This window comes from Bacillus sp. FJAT-27916, assembly GCF_001183965.1.
GTDB lineage: Bacteria > Bacillota > Bacilli > Bacillales > Pradoshiaceae > Pradoshia.
The window spans coordinates 782453-801533 of record NZ_LFZV01000001.1 but is presented as its reverse complement, the minus strand read 5'-3'; the positions used below and the strand labels follow the sequence as shown (position 1 = coordinate 801533).

General features: G+C 43.3%; 19 protein-coding genes. 4 read left to right on the top strand and 15 right to left on the bottom strand.

Translation table 11 applies throughout. The features are described from left to right. Positions 1–22: 22 nt before the first annotated feature. The 5 genes from ccpA to AC622_RS03815 form a co-directional block, all read right to left on the bottom strand. Complete coding sequence (gene ccpA, locus AC622_RS03835) at positions 23–1024, bottom strand: catabolite control protein A (protein ID WP_049669846.1); 1002 nt, start codon at positions 1022–1024, stop codon at positions 23–25. A 227-nt stretch (positions 1025–1251) separates the two neighbouring features. Continuing rightward, positions 1252–2337 (bottom strand): bifunctional 3-deoxy-7-phosphoheptulonate synthase/chorismate mutase, encoded by a 1086-nt coding sequence (locus AC622_RS03830; RefSeq protein WP_049669845.1) that lies wholly within the window; start codon positions 2335–2337, stop codon positions 1252–1254. Between the two features lie 229 nt (positions 2338–2566). Then, the gene (gene ytxJ, locus AC622_RS03825; protein WP_049669844.1) at positions 2567–2896 is read right to left on the bottom strand and encodes a bacillithiol system redox-active protein YtxJ; all 330 of its coding nucleotides are present in this window, start codon (positions 2894–2896) and stop codon (positions 2567–2569) included. Positions 2897–2948: 52 nt separating this feature from the next. Continuing rightward, a complete protein-coding gene (locus AC622_RS20400) occupies positions 2949–3569 on the bottom strand; it encodes a YtxH domain-containing protein (RefSeq protein ID WP_053103710.1) in 621 nt (206 codons plus the stop codon). A gap of 27 nt (positions 3570–3596) precedes the next feature. Beyond that, the gene (locus AC622_RS03815) at positions 3597–4097 is read right to left on the bottom strand and encodes a DUF948 domain-containing protein (RefSeq protein WP_049669843.1); all 501 of its coding nucleotides are present in this window, start codon (positions 4095–4097) and stop codon (positions 3597–3599) included. Positions 4098–4262: 165 nt separating this feature from the next. Here AC622_RS03815 and AC622_RS03810 point away from each other — a divergent pair, with 165 nt between their 5' ends. Further along, on the top strand, positions 4263–5378 hold the full coding sequence (locus AC622_RS03810) for an aminopeptidase (RefSeq protein WP_049669842.1): 1116 nt from the start codon (positions 4263–4265) through the stop codon (positions 5376–5378). Positions 5379–5415: 37 nt separating this feature from the next. Here AC622_RS03810 and murC read toward each other — a convergent pair whose 3' ends face one another. The 7 genes from murC to AC622_RS03775 form a co-directional block, all read right to left on the bottom strand. Further along, positions 5416–6717, bottom strand: a complete 1302-nt coding sequence (gene murC, locus AC622_RS03805) for a UDP-N-acetylmuramate--L-alanine ligase (protein WP_049669841.1) — start codon at positions 6715–6717, stop codon at positions 5416–5418. A gap of 359 nt (positions 6718–7076) precedes the next feature. Next, positions 7077–10268, bottom strand: coding sequence for a DNA translocase FtsK (locus AC622_RS20395; protein ID WP_053103709.1), 3192 nt, complete (start codon positions 10266–10268; stop codon positions 7077–7079). Between the two features lie 103 nt (positions 10269–10371). After that, the gene (locus AC622_RS03795; RefSeq protein WP_049669840.1) at positions 10372–11181 is read right to left on the bottom strand and encodes a DUF1444 domain-containing protein; all 810 of its coding nucleotides are present in this window, start codon (positions 11179–11181) and stop codon (positions 10372–10374) included. 312 nt (positions 11182–11493) lie between these two features. Next, positions 11494–11805, bottom strand: a complete 312-nt coding sequence (locus AC622_RS03790) for a thioredoxin family protein (RefSeq protein ID WP_049669839.1) — start codon at positions 11803–11805, stop codon at positions 11494–11496. Between the two features lie 65 nt (positions 11806–11870). Further along, positions 11871–13088, bottom strand: coding sequence for an MFS transporter (locus AC622_RS03785; protein ID WP_049669838.1), 1218 nt, complete (start codon positions 13086–13088; stop codon positions 11871–11873). Positions 13089–13404: 316 nt separating this feature from the next. After that, positions 13405–13920 (bottom strand): DUF84 family protein, encoded by a 516-nt coding sequence (locus tag AC622_RS03780; RefSeq protein ID WP_197089902.1) that lies wholly within the window; start codon positions 13918–13920, stop codon positions 13405–13407. A gap of 54 nt (positions 13921–13974) precedes the next feature. Then, positions 13975–15051 carry a M42 family metallopeptidase gene (locus AC622_RS03775; protein ID WP_049669837.1) on the bottom strand — a complete coding sequence of 359 codons (1077 nt, stop codon included), beginning with the start codon at positions 15049–15051 and terminating at the stop codon, positions 13975–13977. 188 nt (positions 15052–15239) lie between these two features. Here AC622_RS03775 and AC622_RS03770 point away from each other — a divergent pair, with 188 nt between their 5' ends. Continuing rightward, positions 15240–15557, top strand: coding sequence for a peptidase M4 (locus AC622_RS03770; RefSeq protein WP_049669836.1), 318 nt, complete (start codon positions 15240–15242; stop codon positions 15555–15557). Between the two features lie 269 nt (positions 15558–15826). Next, entirely contained in the window at positions 15827–16084 is a 258-nt protein-coding gene (locus AC622_RS03765; protein ID WP_049669835.1) for a hypothetical protein, read from the top strand. A gap of 155 nt (positions 16085–16239) precedes the next feature. On the opposite strand, the gene AC622_RS03760 is transcribed toward AC622_RS03765, so the two are convergent. Together AC622_RS03760 and trmB are read right to left on the bottom strand one after the other, a co-directional pair. Then, on the bottom strand, positions 16240–17085 hold the full coding sequence (locus AC622_RS03760; protein WP_049669834.1) for a YtnP family quorum-quenching lactonase: 846 nt from the start codon (positions 17083–17085) through the stop codon (positions 16240–16242). Between the two features lie 48 nt (positions 17086–17133). Continuing rightward, entirely contained in the window at positions 17134–17769 is a 636-nt protein-coding gene (trmB, locus tag AC622_RS03755) for a tRNA (guanosine(46)-N7)-methyltransferase TrmB (RefSeq protein WP_049669833.1), read from the bottom strand. A 208-nt stretch (positions 17770–17977) separates the two neighbouring features. Here trmB and AC622_RS03750 point away from each other — a divergent pair, with 208 nt between their 5' ends. Continuing rightward, the gene (locus AC622_RS03750) at positions 17978–18256 is read left to right on the top strand and encodes a YtzH-like family protein (RefSeq protein WP_049669832.1); all 279 of its coding nucleotides are present in this window, start codon (positions 17978–17980) and stop codon (positions 18254–18256) included. Here the strand turns inward: AC622_RS03750 and AC622_RS03745 are convergent. Beyond that, positions 18244–19020: a phosphotransferase family protein gene (locus tag AC622_RS03745; protein WP_049672771.1), complete on the bottom strand. Its 777-nt coding sequence runs from the start codon at positions 19018–19020 to the stop codon at positions 18244–18246. The two genes, AC622_RS03750 and AC622_RS03745, sit on opposite strands and share 13 nt — an antisense overlap. Between the last annotated feature and the right edge of the window lie 61 nt (positions 19021–19081).

The window sequence follows — 19081 nt, the reverse complement described above, 5'->3', positions numbered from 1 at the left end:
ATAAACAAGGTTCAGCTCTTTTTTAGTTCTTTGTGGAGTCTCTAAGCTCCAAGCGATGCGGAAGAATGACGGAGGACTCTTCCACTTCCTCTTTATTCATCAACTTTGTCAATAGACGCATGGATACTGCGCCAATATCATACAATGGCTGTACAACTGTCGATAGACGAGGACGTACCATTAATGACAAGCGTGTATTATCCGAGCTGATTACTTCAAGCTCCTCAGGAATCTTTATGCCCCTGTCATAGGCAGCGTGAATGATTCCAAGCGCCGCTTCATCAGAGCACACATAAATAGCTGTTGGTCGTTCGTTCAGTTCAGCCAGCTGGTTTAAGGCTTCAATTCCGCTGTCATAAGTAGAATCCGTTTCAACCACGTAATCTTCACGGAATGATAGACCTGCCTTATCTAAGGCTTCATGATATCCAGGAACGATTTTCTTGCTTGTAATCGCATCCGTTACAGGACCAGTCACCACGGCAATGCGCTCATGTCCATTCTCTTTAAAGAATGCAACCGCATCCATGACCGCCTGTTTATAATCGATATTAACGGATGGTATTTGCTCCGTATCCTCAACAGTTCCGGCTAAAACGACTGGAACAGGAGATTTTTTCAACTCTTCAATATGCTCGTCTGTAATGTTTGAGCTCATGAAGACAACTCCGTCCACTTGTTTGCCCAGCATCGTTTGGATTAAATGCAGCTCTTTTTCTTGATTGGAGTCAGAGTTGCTAAGGATAATATTATATTTATACATAGTCGCAATATCCTCAATCCCTCTTGCCAATTCCGCATAGAAGATGCTTGAAATATCCGGGATGATGACCCCAACTGTTGTTGTTTTCTTGCTCGCCAATCCTCTTGCAACCGCATTCGGACGATAGCCTAGCCTTTCAATAACTTCATTTACTTTCTTACGTGTTGCTGGTTTCACATTTGGATTCCCGTTGACAACACGCGAGACCGTTGCCATGGAAACATTCGCTTCACGGGCAACGTCATAGATGGTAATATTCATTTTTATACACCGCCCAATTCATCAATTAACTTTCTACAATAGTATTAGAGAAAAAAGTAACCAATAGTATATTATTATTCTTATGATACTCTAACACGCCGTTTCCTGCAAATAAACATAATTACCCACGATAAAATTATTGTATACTTAGCTTCCCCCAATGAAAAGAGAATAATATCATTCAGGAAAAAAAGAACTGCCTTCTACCGGCAGTTCTTTCTTCAATATTATATTCTAATACCAGAATGCTGACTAAATGGCTGAACCGCTTTTACGAATTCATCAAATTGTTTTAAGTCCATTTGCTGAGCCGAATCTGATAAGGCAACGGCTGGATCTGGATGAACCTCTGCCATGACACCGTCTGCTCCAATGGCTAGAGCAGCTTTGGCTGTTGGAATTAATAAATCTCTTCTTCCAGTTGAATGCGTAACATCGACCATAACCGGTAAATGCGTTTCCTTTTTCAAAATCGGAACAGCGGATATATCAAGCGTGTTGCGTGTCGCTTTCTCATAGGTGCGGATACCGCGTTCACAAAGAATAATATTACCGTTCCCTTGAGACATGATATACTCAGCTGCATTTATGAATTCCTCAATGGTTGCTGCAAGCCCCCTCTTCAACAGGACAGGCTTATCAACGGCTCCCGCTGCCTTCAGCAATTCGAAGTTCTGCATATTACGTGCGCCAATTTGGATGACATCAATATAATTGACCGCAACCTCAATATCAGCTGGATTGACGATTTCACTAATGACAGCCAAATCATACTCATCTGCCACTTTTTTGAGAATCTTCAGCCCTTCCACTCCAAGCCCTTGGAAATCATAAGGAGATGTACGCGGTTTATAAGCACCGCCTCTCATTAGCTTGAACCCTTTATCTTTAATGGCCTTAGCCACCGTAGCCACCTGTTCGTATGATTCAACTGCGCATGGTCCGAATACAAAGGAAGCTTCACCATTGCCGACCTGATGGCCTTTCAAGGTAATAACCGTATCCTCCGGCTTTTTCTTGCGCGAAACCAACAAGGCTTTACGATGGTCATCCTCCTGAAGCTCTAAGCTAGCCTTGAAGATTTCCTTGAAGATGTGCTCAATCGTAGACCGTTCAAATGGTCCATCATTGTTTTCGATGAGTGTATTGAGCATTTCTCTTTCCCTGACAGGATCATATCGGTGCTGGCTTTGCTTGCCTTTTACTTCCCCGATTTTTTGTACGATTCTTCCCCGCTCATTAATGAGATTCAATAATTGCAGATTTAAGCTGTCCAGTTGTTCTCTTAATTGATCCATCTCTTTATTACTCAAGTACAATCATCCTTTCTGTTTTGCAAAGCGGCTTAACAATGACCGGAATCATCGGTAAGAAAAAAGTAGAGTTAATGCCAAAATGTTCTATTATTCAGTATAATTTAACTTATTATAACGGATTAAGCCGTGATTGTCACGAAAAAAATCTACACCGCTTTTAAGCGTTAAAGTATTGAAATGAATAGATAGTAAAAGCCGGTATGGATATCCCCATACCGGCATTCATTTATTTAGAGTATTCCAACACAGCCTTTTCCAACTTCTCTGCCGTTATCTGTTGATGAGAGGCATCCCATACAGGCTTGCCATTGTGGAAAAGGATAGCTTGCGGTGATTCATGCTTAATGCCTGTTATTTCAGCTACATGATTGGAGAGTGGCCTTGCTTCCTGTACAGCCAAATAGGCTGTAGGAATATCTTGATGTACTTCCGTAAATTTCGTATATTCACCAAAGGCAGCCAAACTGATTGGACATGTGAGGCTGTGCTTTATGAATAGGAATAAATCACGCTCTAAAAATGGAGCAAATTCATTCTCATTGGATACTTTGTTCATCCCTTATCCCCTTCCGCATCTTTCATGTATGATAGATTATCGTTAATAAGGTTTATTTCTTGTCCGTATCCTTGTCTTTGGATGTATTCGTTTCTACCTTTACGGATTTAATCGTGCTGGAAGCGGCAGCAGTCGTTCCTGATGAGGCATTTCCGCTTGCTGTGGAAGAAAATCCTGTTTCGTTAGACGCATAGGTTTCCTCTTCTGCACGGTCTTTATCACTGATGGCTTCAGCACCCTCGTAAACATCGTCAGGTGAATCAACTGCAATATTTGTTTGCATGCCTGGTGTTGTCATATCCATATTGGATGTTTCTTCAGATGTCATATCCTCATTTTTCTTACTAAGCTTCGTTTTCACGGCATCTTTTATCGGCGCGCTTTTCTCCTTAGCTACAGAAATCCATTCAGTTCCTTTTTCTTGAGCTGTTTGCTTCCATGCAGAACCCTTCTCAGTTGCTGTCTGCTTGAAGGCATTCCCTTTCTCCATTAAAGCGCTGCTTTGCTCAGAAAGATCTCCTCGCAGTTCTTTTCCTGACTTTGGAGCGAGGAATAAAGCTGTTGCTGCGCCAACTATTCCTCCCACAAGTGCTCCTAGGACAAAATTGCTTGAAGACATCCCTTCATCTCTTTTCGTATTGTTTGTTTTGTTTGCTAGATCACTTTTACCCATTGTTCATTTCTCCTTCCAATGATTAATTTATGAATGAGAACGCTGATATCTGGTTTCTGCTGCTGGTACTGGGAGGGATTCTTGAAGGATTTCCTGCTGCTGTTCAGCTTCTCTCTCTGCTTTCTTAGCCTTCCATTTATTAAATAGCTCAATACACACATTACCCCATTGAACAGCTTGGGCAATCTTCGGGTTATGTTCATTTGCTGCGATTTGTACACGGTCTGTTACTTGGTCAATCGTTTCATTAACCTTTTGAATGGAACCGCCGACACCTTTGACTGCATCAACCACCGTATTCAGGCTTTCAGATTTCACTTGAAGATCTTCAGCCAGCGCGTTTGTTTTGTGAAGTAAAAGGGTTGTTTCAGTTGTGATTCCCTGCATTTGCGTTTCTAAACCTTCCAATGTCCCGGAGACGCTCTCCATTGTCGTCTGCAGGGCTTTTAAGGTCTTGGAGAGATAAATAACCAATACCATAAAAGCAATGGCGATGAGCGCTACGCTCAAATACAAAATAATTTCCATTCCACATTCACTCCATCTCTAAAATATACTTAATTTCATACCCCTTACTGTCTCATTTAAACTATAAAGGATTTTTATCCATAAAGGCAATGAGGCTTTCAATTTTAATATTTAGGATAAACTGCGTTACAATGATACTATGCGTAAATGGAAAGGAGAAAAACAATGAGAGACCCAAGAATCCAGCAATTAGCCCATAATTTGATCAATTATTCCGTTGATCTGCAAAAGGGCGAAAAAGTCTTAATTGAAAATATCGGCATTCAGCCAGAGCTAGTTAAAGCATTGGTGCAGGAGGCTTATAAGGCAGGAGGATACCCGTTCGTCACGACGAAAGACCCATCCATTGAACGATCATTGCTTCTCGGTGCGACAGAAGAGCAATATAAAATGGTCGCACAGTTCGAATCAGCTGTCATGAAGGAGATGGATGCATACATAGGACTTCGTGCAGGAGATAATATTTCAGAACTTTCAGATGTCCCATCTGAGAAAATGAAAATATTCAGCAAATCCATTACACAGGATGTCCATCTCGGCATTCGTGTTCCGAAAACAAAATGGGTCGTGCTCCGTTACCCGACAAATTCAATGGCCCAATTAGCGAAAATGAGTACAGAAGCCTTTGAAGATTTCTACTTCAATGTATGTAATTTAGACTATGAAAAAATGGCCGAGGCAATGGAAGGTCTTGTAAATCTTATGAACCAAACTGATCAGGTCCGCATCACAGGCCCTGGAACCGACCTTACTTTTTCTATCAAGGATATTCCGGCAGTTAAATGTGCGGGCCGCCGTAATATTCCTGACGGTGAGGTTTACACTGCTCCTGTACGTGATTCCGTGAATGGAACCATTACGTATAATACGCCTTCTCCTTACCAAGGCTTTACCTTTGAGAATGTACGTCTTACCTTTGAAAATGGCAAAATTATCAAAGCTGAGGCAAATGATACCGAGCGTATCAATCAAATTTTCGATACTGATGAAGGGGCAAGATACGTCGGCGAATTCGCTATTGGCGTAAACCCGTTTATCACAGAGCCGATGCAGGATATTCTTTTCGATGAGAAAATCGATGGAAGCTTCCACTTTACCCCTGGCCAATGCTATGAGGAAGCGTATAATGGCAATCAATCAAGCATCCACTGGGATCTTGTCAATATTCAGCGCAAGGATTACGGCGGCGGAGAAATCTACTTCGACAACCAATTGATCCGCAAGGACGGCATCTTTGTTCATCCTGATCTCTTAGCCTTGAATCCAGAAAACCTGAAATAAAAAATGACCCTCCAGATATGCTGGAGGGTCTTTCTTATTAGTTTGTAATTAAATTCTCGTAAGCTGCCTGAACCTTTTGAATATCCCCTGCCCCCATGAACAGCAACACGCCGTCCGGGTGGTTTTTCAACACAGATGGATCATCCTCTTGAATGATTTCAGCTCCATCAATCTTCTCACATAAATCCTTAACGGAGAGCTTGCCGTTCAATTCACGTGCTGAACCGAAGATTTCACATAAGTAAACCTTATCTGCCTCAGCAAGTACCTCAGCGAAATCATCCAGGAATTTCTGTGTTCTTGAGAATGTGTGCGGCTGGAATACAGCTACAACCTCACGACCTGGATATTTTTGACGAGCTGAATCAATCGTTGCTCGGATTTCTGTTGGATGATGAGCATAATCATCAATCAGGATTTGGTTATCGACCTTCTTCTCGGAGAATCTTCTCTTCACGCCATTAAAGGTTAACAGGCGTTCCTTGATGACTTCCACGTCAATTCCTTCATAATGGCATAATGCAATAACGGCTAACGCATTTAAGACGGTATGACGGCCGAACATCGGGATGGTGAACGTCTCATAGTAATTATTGCGCACATGCACATCAAACGTTGTGCCTAGTTCAGAAGTCACGATATTTTTGGCCTGGAAATCGTTCTCCTCGTTAAGTCCATAAAAAATAACCGGAACTTTCGCTTGAATCCTCTGAAGCTGTTCATCATCTCCGCAAGCGATGATTCCCTTTTCGACTTGAAGGGCCATCTCTTGGAAGGCTGAGAACACATCCTCCAGATTAGAAAAATAATCAGGATGATCAAAATCAATATTCGTCATGATCGCATAATCAGGCTGATAGGATAGGAAATGACGGCGGTATTCACAGGCTTCGAATACGAAATATTTCGAATCAACCTGCCCCTTGCCTGTGCCATCCCCAATTAAGAAGGATGTAGGCTCCGCGCCGCTGATGACATGCGCCATCAATCCAGTAGTAGATGTTTTGCCATGCGCACCTGTGATGGCGATGCTGACGAACTTTTTAATAAAATCTCCAAGGAATCTAGGGTAACGGATAACCGGCAGCCCTAATTCAAGAGCTCTCACAATTTCGTCGTGACTGTCTGGAAAAGCATTTCCAGCAATAACAGTCATACCTGGTTCAATATTTTCTTTGTTAAACGGCAAAATTTTAATGCCGGCTTTTTCTAAAGCTGCCTGGGTGAAAAAACGTTTCTCATAATCGGAACCTTGTACTTGGTATCCCATATCATGCAGGATTTGGGCGAGTGCACTCATCCCCGATCCTTTTATCCCTACGAAGTGATAAACTGTCATAGAATGAACCTCCAACAAACGTCTATCCTGTATAACAGTATATGACGGTTTCATTTTTTTGCTATTTTCGGCTCTTTAAGCCTTTCATGCAGATTTCTTATTTAAAGTGGACGTACGAAAACACATAATAAATCACCATAGAATAATAACACAACTTGTATGATTATAAACCTATTAGATGATTTAGTACACTTTTTCTTTCCTTCCTCTTTTTTAGAGGAACAATTTTACTTTATATCCTTTATTCTATCCAAAGAGTTGATTGATTTATCTCGATTTTGCTCACCTTTCTTTACAATCTGCAAAATCTTATGGGGCTTCCTTTCTGACAAAGGAACCCCCAAAGATTAGGCAAGACTTTAATAAGGCAGGTGAGAGTCCTGGATAGCTTCTAAATCTGCCTGTGAAATGAGGACCTCTCGAGGCTTGCTTCCTCTTGCCTCTGACAGAACACCTTCCCGTTCCATAATATCAATCAATCTTGCAGCTCGATTGTATCCGATTCGGAAACGGCGTTGGATGCTTGAAATAGAGGCACCTCCCATTTCAACCGCGAATTCACACACTTCAAAATAGAGTTCATCCTTTTCTTCCTGCACATCCGCATGCTTGAGCAAGTCAGACGGTTCAAACATGTAATTCGGTTTCGCATGGCTTTTTACATACTCAACAACCTGCTCGATTTCATCATCTGTCACAAAGGTCCCCTGCAAACGAACCGTTTTCGATGTGCCATTTTCCAGGAAGAGCATATCTCCTCGGCCTAACAGCTTCTCTGCGCCGCCTTGGTCGAGAATCGTTCTTGAATCTACCTGAGAGGACACCGAGAAGGCAATCCGCGTTGGAATATTCGCCTTGATTAATCCAGTAATTACATCCACTGATGGCCGTTGTGTCGCCACCAGTAAATGAATACCGCACGCCCTCGCCTTTTGTGCAATTCGGCAAATGGCTTCTTCCACATCAGCAGGAGACATCATCATCAAGTCCGCAAGCTCATCAATAATGATGACCAAGTATGGGAGCTTATGCTCAAGTTGGCCGGATTCAACAGCCTTTTGATTATATCGGACAATATCTCGTGCCCCGGAGTGAGCAAAGAGCTCATAGCGCCTGTCCATCTCCTCCACCGCCCATTTCAAGGCTGCTGTTGCCGCCTTCACATCCGTAATTACAGGGGCAGCCAAATGTGGAATATGATTATACGGAGCAAGTTCGACCATTTTCGGGTCAATCAATAGCAGCCGGACATCACTCGGATTGGCTTTATACAATAAGCTCACTAAGATGGAGTTGATAAACACGCTTTTACCTGATCCGGTAGAGCCAGCCACCAAGCCGTGCGGCATTTTCTTCAAGTCTGTCACAATCGGGTTACCTGAAATATCAAGACCGACTGCCGTTGTCAGCGGTGAATCTGACTGCAGGAATACATCCTCCTCCAGCACTTCCCGCAAATAGACAGGGCGAGTGCGCAGATTCGGAATCTCAATGCCAATCATTCGCTTACCAGGAATAGGCGCCTCTATACGGATATCCTTTGCGGCAAGGGAAAGCTTCAAGTCATCACTCAAATTCGTGATTTTGCTTACCTTAACGCCCGGTTCCGGCTGGACCTCAAATCTTGTAACAGAAGGTCCTTGATAATAAGCAAATACCTTTGCTTTTACATTGAATTGTTCAAGAGTCTGATCGAGCAATTCCGCCTGCTCAGCCAGCCAATCAGAATCCTCCTGAACAGCCATTTTCGGCTTCAGGATGGAAATATCCGGGTAGCTGTAGGATTCATTTTGTTTTTTTTTATCTGCCAGGATGGCCGGCTCCTGTGATGTCTGTTGAGGTTTCTCCTCTTTTCTGCCAGCCATTCTTGCCTTATCCTGTTTCAGCATCAGAACATTGAATGGGATATGCTTTCTCCGCTCCTCAATTCTTCGCGCCCGCTCTGCTTTGCGGTCCTCATCTTCGCCAATTCCAGAAGTAATGACTTCGAGCTTCGGCTCCGCGGCACTCTCATCCTGAGCAGGATTCTCTTGCTCTGCCTCTACAGGGGTTTCACTTACAGACTCAGCCTTTTCTTCGGCAGCCTCATTAACGGCCAAGGAGAGGTCAAATACCGGCTTTTCCGTTATCGGCTCCTTCTCAGGTCCATTAGCAGGGACAGCATCCGTCATGGACGGAGCATCCTCTTCTGAATCAGCTGTCTCAAGTGGATCCATGCTAAGTGCGGAAACGGGCATTTCCGCAGCTGTAACATCTTCTTCAGCCGGCAGGTTAGAATACGCTGTATCTGCTGCTTCTTCAACAGACAGCTCATTCATTTCCAGAACAGCCTCTTCTTCCCTGACCTCAAGGTTTGTCCCCTCTTCAGCAGGCTGTTCTGCCCCTGACAGTTCAACGGATACAGATGACTCTTCTAAATCGACATTTTTCTCCTCTTCAGTCCGATCCAAGATGATTGCTTTCTCCTCAGGAATGATTTCAACTGTGTCCTTAGCTTCAGGCTGTTCTGCCCCTGACAGTTCAACGGATACAGATGACGCTTCTAAATCGACATTCTTCTCCTCTTCATTCCCACCAGAGATCATTGTTGTCTCATCGGCAATGATTTCAGCTGGTTCCTTAGCTTCAGACTGTTCTGCCCCTGACAGTTCAACGGATACAGATGACTCTTCTAAATCGACATTTTTCTCCTCTTCAGTCCGATCCAAGATAATTGCTTTCTCCTCAGGAATGATTTCAACTGTTTCCGTAGCAGCAGACTGTATAAACAGGCCATTTTCAGCAAGGTCTTGATTCGTATTCTCTACTTCAACGAGCTTCTCATCGTTTCGCAGGTCATTAGTAGGGATTGCAGTCTCCTCAGCAGGGTCAGCCGCGATTTCCTCATGGAAAAGCTGGTTTTCCCGCTTAATAAGAGCCATTTCCTCTTCTGTAGCGAGACGCTCATCCTTCCATTCTTGGCTTTGGTCTTCCGGCAGAGGTCCAGTCACAGACATTGTCTGCTTTTCAGCTGAATCTGCCCCTTTTCCTCTCATTAAGGCCAATACAGAATCAAGGGTGGGCTGTGAGGACAGCTCATATTCAACGGTCTTCTGCTTCTTCGTACCAGCCTGTCTATTTTGGAACCCATAGATAGGGGATGGGATTTCTGTTCTCCTGAATGGTGTTTTGTTAGGCTGAACAGTCGTTGTTACGTTTTTTTGCCTTGTCACCTTCAGCGGTTTCCGTAATGGGGGAAGCGGCTGCTCTTCAATGGCTGAGGCAACAGGAGCCCATTCCCTCCCGTCGCTATGCATTTGTTGACCTTCCACCTTCTGCTTTTTCTTCCGTTCATTCAATCGCTTGATTTCTTCATCCGAGATCATCGGGAATTTAAAATTATCTTTTGGATATTTATATTGTATTTTCGTTTCTATTCCAGTCTCTATATCAGCCGGCGGCTTGCTTTGCTTATTCTTAGGCTTTTGCGGCTTTGGTTCTTGGTCATATGCTTCAACTTCATCCTCTTCGTCATCATGAAACCAATCAACAATCTTTTTGAAAAAGCTCATACCTTTCCTCACACTTTCTTTATTCATGATAAGTCTTTATTTTATCAAAAAATTCATGTTTTTAAGGGGATTTCCTATGAATTAGTAGCATTTTCCTATACTATTAGTTGTCTTCCACGGGTCTGTTCTTCGCAAGAATGAAGATTGGCTCTAATTCCCCATCCTCATACAAAAATGGCAGTGCGGTAATTGGAACATTTCCATTTGTGAAGAAATGCATATTCATCTGGGCTAATATATCGTAACCGGCACTATTTTGGATATCTGCAATAATCAACACATCCTGATGCGGGACAGCAACAGCCATCGCGCCCTTCATGCCATCCTTGTATTTCCTCAGCTCAGAATCCATTAAAATACGGGAGGCATCATAGCCATCATTATGGTTGATGAAATAAAAATCATTGCCCCTGACTGTATCCTTCTTAGCTTCAACTGGAAGAGAACGGACATTGAACATGGCAATCGTGCGAATCATCTCTTTGTCCCATTTCTCCTTCTCCATCAATTCTTCATCAATTAAACGGTATGTATTGCCTAGATCAACCGCATAATAGATGCGTGTTTCGGCTGTATGTTCATCCGTTACAAATGGAATGCCCTCTTTTGCCTCTTCGGGGAAAGAGGTAGAGCGAATGACCGGAAAGATCTTTTTCTCATTTCCGTGAAGAGCATGCTCCTTACCCATAACCTTTAAGGATTCCTCAGCGTAATAAACAATCTCATCTATTGCTTTATCGCCTGATTGATCAAATTTGGCCAAGAGCGGGGATAAAGCCACCGTAATGCCTTTTTTCGTTTCTTTATCTTCTATCCTAAGTTCTTCCTGTTCTTGATTATATGAAAAGGTTCTCGCACCTTTAGAGAGTTTTTCCATGAGTATGTTCTTCATTTTCGTTGTTGTCATCTTCATCATGATTCCTCCTTATAGATAACTATAGCGTACTTTCACTTATTTTTCTTGAATGCATGGCAATTTGTTTCCATCTTTCTCGTTATCTTCTCTTTTAGGATATCCTCTAAACTTAACATATTGGTTTTTATCGCCAACAAGCGAAATATGGGGCTGTCGGTAAGCCTCATCCAGCACTTCCGGCCGGCATCTGCGTCCACTGATTCCGCAGGAGTCAACTGCTGAAACGTTAACTGGCAGTATTCTACTATCTTGATTTATCTGTAATAGAGCGAAAATAAAAAAAGACTCCCATTCGGGAGTCCTATTTTATCACAATGAAGCAATGAATTCCTCAATTTGCTCCCGTGTCTTCCGGTCCTTATTGACATATCTGCCTAATTCGCGACCTTCCTCAAAGGCAACGAAACTCGGGATGCCGAATACGTCCAATTGGATGCACAAATCCAAGAATTGATCACGATCTACATAAACAAAGGTAAATTCCGGGTTTGCTGCGGCCACATCGTCAATGAATGGGTCAATGAACCGGCAATCCGGGCACCAGTCAGCGGAAAACAGAAAGATTGTCTTGCCGTTTCCTTTCAATTCCTCATATTGCTCCATGCTTTCAAGTTTCTTCATCCTAGTTCCTCCATTCCACCGGGTCGGTATTGTATAAATACTATACCCAAAAACAGGCTGGTTGGCTATTCCAAGGTCACGTTTTTTGTTTCTTTGCCCAAGAAGAGAACCGCGAGCATTCCGATAAGAATGGAAATACCAAAGATTAAGAAGATGGTTTCAATCGATGTTTCATTAGCCAGCAGACTTCCGACAAGAAGCGGTCCTAATATGCCGCCTATTCTGCCGACAGAAGCTGCCATCCCAGTGCCTGTCCCTCTGATAACAGTTGGATATTGTTCAGGGGAATAAGCATACAGTGCTCCCCACGCCCCAAGGTTGAAGAATGAGAGGAAACAACCTGCAGCCATTAGCGCAGCGAGTGTTTCGGCATTACCGAAGAAGTACGCACTGACAGCCGTTCCGAATAAATAGGTCACAAGAACGAATTTACGCCCAAATTTCTCTATGAACCAAGCAGCTGTGAAATAACCAGGCAACTGAGCAAGGGTCATAATTAAGACATACTGGAAGCTTTGAATCAAAGTAAATCCTTTCAGCACCATCACACTAGGAAGCCAAAGGAACATCCCATAATAGGAAAATACGACACTGAACCAAAGAATCCACATCATTAAGGTCCGCTTTGCATATTCCTTCTTCCAGAGCATGGCAAGAGAAGCGCCCACAGACGGCTTCTGCTCCTTCCTTACGGTCGCAAATTTCGATGAATCAGGAAGATGAATCCGTAAATATATCGCATAAAAAGCTGGCAGGGCGCTGATCAGCAGGGCAACCCTCCATCCATACGCAGGAATAATAAAGTACGAAATAAGTGCAGCAACAAGCCAGCCGCCAGCCCAAAAGCTTTCTAACAGGACGACAACCCTTCCACGCTTATCTTCTGGCACACTCTCAGATACAAGTGTCGATGCCACTGGCAGCTCTCCTCCAAGTCCCATCCCGATTAAAAATCGGAAGAACAGGAAAATGGCCAAACTAGTCGTTAAGGCTGAAAAGCCGCTGGCAAGTGAAAATAAAACCAATGTAATAATCAAAACATTCTTCCTGCCGATTCGATCTGCCAACAATCCGAAAACAAGGGCTCCAACAGCCATTCCGATTGAATTGACACTGCCGATCCATCCCATCTGCTGGGAAGTCAGCCCCCAATCCTTTTGCAGCGCGGCAATGACAAAAGATAGAATCCCAACATCCATCGCGTCAAAAAGCCAGGCAAGACCAGCTACTCCTAAAAGCTTATTATGCGAAGCCTTCTGTTTTTGCTCATAGGCTATATCCATTTTTCTTCCTCCAAACTTTCATTCTATTTAATCTGAGCTATCTAATTTGAAAGAATACTATTTGTCTAGTCAGGTGTCAAGACACCGTTTTCCCTAATTCAACTTATTTCGATTTCAAAATGATCGAAAACAGGGTATTATTAGTAAAAGAAGGCCGCAATTTCCATCGCGGCCTTTCTAAAAATTATCGAAGAGGTTTATCCATGAAAAAAAAGTCCCTAATCCAGCTTCTTGCTGCCTTCATTCTTCCTTTCATCCTCAGTAACAAAGCCGATGAACATGCTGACATTATGAAATCATCTAAGGATGAAAAATATTAAGTTCTTTCCTTGTATTCATATTGCCCAACCAATAGCTCCATCACATGTTCAAACATCCGGTCTCTTGTAATACGGTTATTGGAGAAGACCCCGACCGCTCCTTCTGTTTTCCGAATATCTTGCTTTTTCGTATATTCGTCCATGACAGGCCCAAGCTCACGTCCAGAGAAGAGCTCCCGTGCCACTTCGTCTGGCAGCTTAATTCTTGCTCCGCCGGCGATGAATGAATCGCCTGTTTTTGTCATGAGCGCTCCCCAATTGCAAATGAACAAGCCGTACGGAGTTTTGACTACGCCTCCTTCAAGACCGATTCCAAAATCAGCTTCAGCCTCCATCAGCGCATTTCTTGCCCGGTTTAAGGCACCCTCCATCGTCTCCTCATCTGAAAATGGCTGCTCGGCAACACCTGAAGGAACATTAACTGCTATTAATTCTCCTCCTAGTTCTCTGCATGCCAGTTCTGCCGCCTTAATCTTTGCTGGATTCTTTGTCCCGATGGCTATCTTTATCATTGCTCTTACTTCCTTTCTAAAAAAGAAGGCAGCTTGCACTGCCTCCCAAACACATTAACCATTCTGTTTAATTGTTTCTACGGTCGTCTTATCACAAGCCTTTACGAGCTTAACAAGCAATTCCTTTGCTGCCGCATAATCATCGATATGAAGGATGGAGGCAGATGTATGAATATAGCGTGAGCAGACACCAATGACTGCACTTGGAATGCCGCGGTTTGTTACATGGACCTTGCCTGCATCTGTTCCACCGTTCGGTGCTACAAAGTACTGGTAAGGGATATGATTAGACTCGGCCGTATCTAGAACAAACTCCCTCATGCCTTTATGCATGACCGTCGTTCTGTCATAAATACGAAGCAGCGGTCCCTGTCCTAAGTAGCCAAATACATTCTTGCTGCCAGACATGTCATTCGCCGGGCTTGCATCACAGGCAAAGAATAAATCAGGATCAATCATCGTTGCCGCTGTGCCTGCTCCTCTCAGACCAACCTCCTCCATAACGGTAGCACCGGAATAAAGAATATTCGGTAGTTTTTCACCTTGGAGCTCCTCTAAAAGCTCAATCGCCAAACCACAGCCATAACGATTATCCCATGATTTCGCCAGGATTTTCTTTGGATTAGCCATTGGCGTAAATTCTGTATGGGGCACGATTTGCTGACCTGGTTTAATGCCCATTGCAATCGCATCATCCTTATCATCTGCACCGACATCAATCAGCATATTCGCAATATCCATCGGTTTCGTCCTCTGAGCATCACTCAATAAATGCGGCGGTATAGAGCTGACAACCCCGACGATTGGACCGTTATCCGTATAAACACGCACGCGCTGAGCCAGCAATACCTGGCTCCACCAACCGCCTAGTGTCTGGAAGCGCAACAGTCCCTCTGGAGTAATGGAGGTCACCATAAATCCAACCTCATCCATATGGCCGGCAACCATAATCTTCGGACCATCCTCTTCGCCTCTCATAACTCCGAATAAGCTGCCCAATCCATCCTGAACGAACTCGTCGGTATATTTGGACATTTCTCTCTTCATGAAGGCCCGCACATCATGTTCAAATCCCGGTGCTCCCGGCAATTCGGTCAGGGTCTTAAATAATTCCAATGTTGATTGCTTCATCACGTATGTATCCCCTTTACCAATTATTTCACTCCTTCATATTGTACATGTTGAACCATTCACTAATCAATCTGGAAGATATTGAAAAAATAGCTTCCTAAACGCTTAATCTGTATAATGGATGGGAATAGATGATTAAGGCTTTAAACAGAGCTATGCATGAACCAATGTGATTGGAGGAATACAAAATGAACTGGAAAACATTTATCACAGGTGTAGCCGCCGGGTTTGCCGCTGGCTATGTAGTCAAGGAACTAACAAACAAGAACAACATGGTATCCCCTGAAAAAGTACTTACAGCCATCAAAACCACACTTGGCGATGAAGGAAGCAGCATCCGCGGCTCCTGGATCATGATGAAACCAGAAAAATTCACTAGAAACTCCTTAGATTACGATGTGTATAAAGGTGGTTTAACAAAGGTTGATGGGAATGAATCCTCTCAATTCGAATTCATCGCAGATGCCAATACAGGTACCATCCTAGATCTCTACCAAGCAGGGTAATATTTACCTGCTTCAAAAGTCCGGCTCTTTTAAGAGCCGGCTATTTTTATGGTTATCAGGATTTTCTCCCTAAGCGAACAGTAAAAAAACGGCTTCAGCTTTCGATTTTTCGTCCTTCTAGTGTTGATAGACCCTCTTTCTTATAGAGGAGAAGCTTAATTTCGGGACTTAAGGGCAAAGGGTAGATTCTGATTGAGTATTTGGTGCGCCATAGGAAAACTCGGAAAATCATACTGGTGGAATCCAAGAAGTTTTTGAAAGAGTTTCGGATGAAAAAGGCTGAATTTCTTTCAAAAAAACTGCTCAGCTTGTCTATTTTTTTATCTTTTGGCATTGATTGGCTTTCGATTTTTGAAGAAATAATCCTAATTTCACGATTTAAGGGCGAAAAAATCAGGTTTATGGGCGAACAACTTAGCGTTAAGGGCGAAATCACTTTGTTTAAGAGCGAACAGTCATTTTTATGGGCTAAATTATTTGGGTATGGGCGATATCCCCCGTGTATGGGCTCCTTTACTTGGGTATAGGCGATAGTCCCCCAATATTAATCCCCACACCACATGACAACCTTTAATAAGTAATCTGCCTTTCTTTCTATAATCTTCCCAGTCCCAGCCAAAAACCAACAAAAAAGGCCCTGTAAAAGTCCGTTATGGTGGACTCATACAGGGCTTTTTCTTCATTATCTTTTCCGTTCTACCTTCTTCATGACTTCCTTGCCGCTCGCATCCCATTTGATGGCGCGATGAGCGTAATCATGATAAAACGTAAACCAGGCACCGCTCTGGATACCATGCTTGACCCATTTTTCTTTCGCGCCAATTGAGTCCATCGGATAATCATCATAGGCAAGGACCCAAAGCGAGTTCTGATGGGCTGTTGTCGGCATCAGATCAGCCATATGAAGGAGCAACTCACCGTCTTGCTCCATTACGATGATGCAGTGTCCGTCACTATGTCCGCCAGTGTGGACCATTTTGATGCCTTCTGCAATAGTGAGCTCTTTTTCAAAGGTCTTAACCTGACCTTCAATCGGCTTCCAATTCTCTTCCCAATACGTATTGCGTGAGCGAATATTCGGCTGCCTCATTTCATCCCATTCTACCCTCGAGGTGTAGATGACTGCATTTGGAAATACGCTTTTCAGCTTGCCATCTTGGTAGCAGGTCAAGCCGCAAGCATGGTCAAAATGCAGATGAGTCATGAGAACGCCGTCAATATCATCCGTCGTTAAACCGAGCTTTTCCAAATCTTCCTCAAGCTTCGATTCCTCACTCACGCCGTAATTGCGAAGCTGCTTCTCCGTCAATTTGCCTTTGCCGATTCCAGAATCAATTAAGTAGTTCTTTCCTTCTGCCTGAACCAATATAGGATCTGATCTCAATTCGATTTGGTTTTTTTCATTGACAGGATACTTTTTGGACCAGAGCGGCTTCGGTACTACCCCGAACATCGCCCCTCCATCCATATGAGTATCTCCGCCATTAAGCCATGTCAATGTAAACTTCCCGAACTGCAAATTCTCCAATGGTTTCTCCCCTTTATCATGGATTGCGCATCTTAAGAAGGACAGATATTAAAAGGCTGCCTCACAGCGATAGATAGGGTTGCCCTTCGCGGAGAATTTCTGTTCATATTCCGTCATGACATTTCCTTCAAAGTCACTATTGTGTAAATCAAGGCTGACATAGTTCAATTTCATACCATAGTGCGAAAAGCTGACAAGGGAATATTCGAACAGTCCGCGATTATCTGTCTTAAAATGAATTTCTCCATGTTCCGGCAAAATTCCTTTATATAAGTCAAGAAAAGTCTTATACGTAAGTCTTCTCTTCTCGTGGCGTGTTTTCGGCCATGGATCGGAGAAGTTCAAATATACGCGTGATACCTCTCCCTCGGCGAAAATATCCGGAAGCTCAAGCGCATTCACATTAAGCAGCTTCACGTTCGGCAGATTGGATTCAAGCAAACGATCAAGCGCCGTAACGATGACGCGGTCTGCAAGCTCGATGCCGATATAGTTGATATCAGGATTTTGTTGGGCCATGCCATTAATGAATTGGCCTTTTCCTGTTCCAACCTCGATATGGATAGGATTCGTATTTCCAAACACTTCAGACCATGCGCCTTTGTGCTTTGCTGGTTCCTGTATGCAGAAATATGGGTTATTTTGGAGTTTCTCCTTTGCCCACGGTTTATAACGTTGTCTCAAAATCGTGCACCTCCGCTGAATTTACGTAAAAAGAGTAGCACATCATGAACAGAAATTCCATGCTGGCTTTCTTTTCACAAAGGTTCTTCTTATTCTAAAATGCCCTGAACAAAACAAAAACCGGCTTACAGGCCGGATTTATCATGAATAATCGGTTCTTAAGTAACACAAGCTATAGCATATTCAATAAGGGAAGGAAGGGAATCATATGCCCCTGTCACAAAATCACAGTTGGATGCTTCTTAAAGATATATTGAACAATCATCAGGAGGATTGCTGCGGTTCTCAATCAGAATGCGAACAGCTGGAGAGGACGGTAACTTCACTGATGAGGCAGCCTAGTGTTGATGAGGCTACCATGTCGGTGCTGCAAGAGATTTACCAATACAGCCAAAGCGGCATCCATGCCGCCAATCTGGAAAATCATATTGAATCTCATCAACAGAAACTTGCAGGCTGGGTTGAGGATATCACTCAATATTCCTGAGCGAAGGATAAGTATTCAATACACCGGTTCATATCAGCGAGCCGGTTTTTCTTTTTGTGCAGGGCCGTTGTTTGGATCATTTGAGTGAGGACAAACCATTTCATCCGCAATCGTAATTCCGGGGTAAGGCTTAAGCCATAATTCGCCAGCCACTGCTCCCATTGGTCCTTCTCTACATATGAATATAAGAGCATTCCTATATCCATGGCAGGGTCAGCAATGATTGCTTCGTCCCAGTCAACGAGGTATAGGTTCCCTTGATCACATAAAAGCAAGTTATTATGATTAATATCTCCATGGCAAACAACATAATGATCACACTTCACATCATTCACATGCTGTTCTAGGAAATGAATCGTTTCCTTTATGGCTTTGTCTTCCTTGAGCTCTCCATCAAGAGAGTTCTTCACGGAAGCCAGGATTTGAATAGGCGTTTGGGCTGTTTTTCCTAGGCGTCGGAGCATATTTAACAAAGGTGTGGATTGATGGATCTTCTGCAGTAATTCTGCAACTGATTCTTCACACATCTCTGCGGGAGTCAGTTCCCTTCCATTCATCCATTCCTGGGCTGTAATCACATCACCATTCTCTAATCTCTTTGTCCAGATAAGCTTTGGCACAATTCCCTCGGCCGACAGCACAGCTAAGAAAGGAGAAGAATTTCTCTTTAAAAATAGCTTCTGCTCATCATGCCTGGCAATGAATGCTTCGCCTGTCGCTCCTCCGGCAGGTGTTATCTCCCATTCTCGCCCTAAATAATCCATGGTATTCACCTTCAATAACGTAAACTTGTATGGCATAATTTCCATATAAATAAAAAAGACA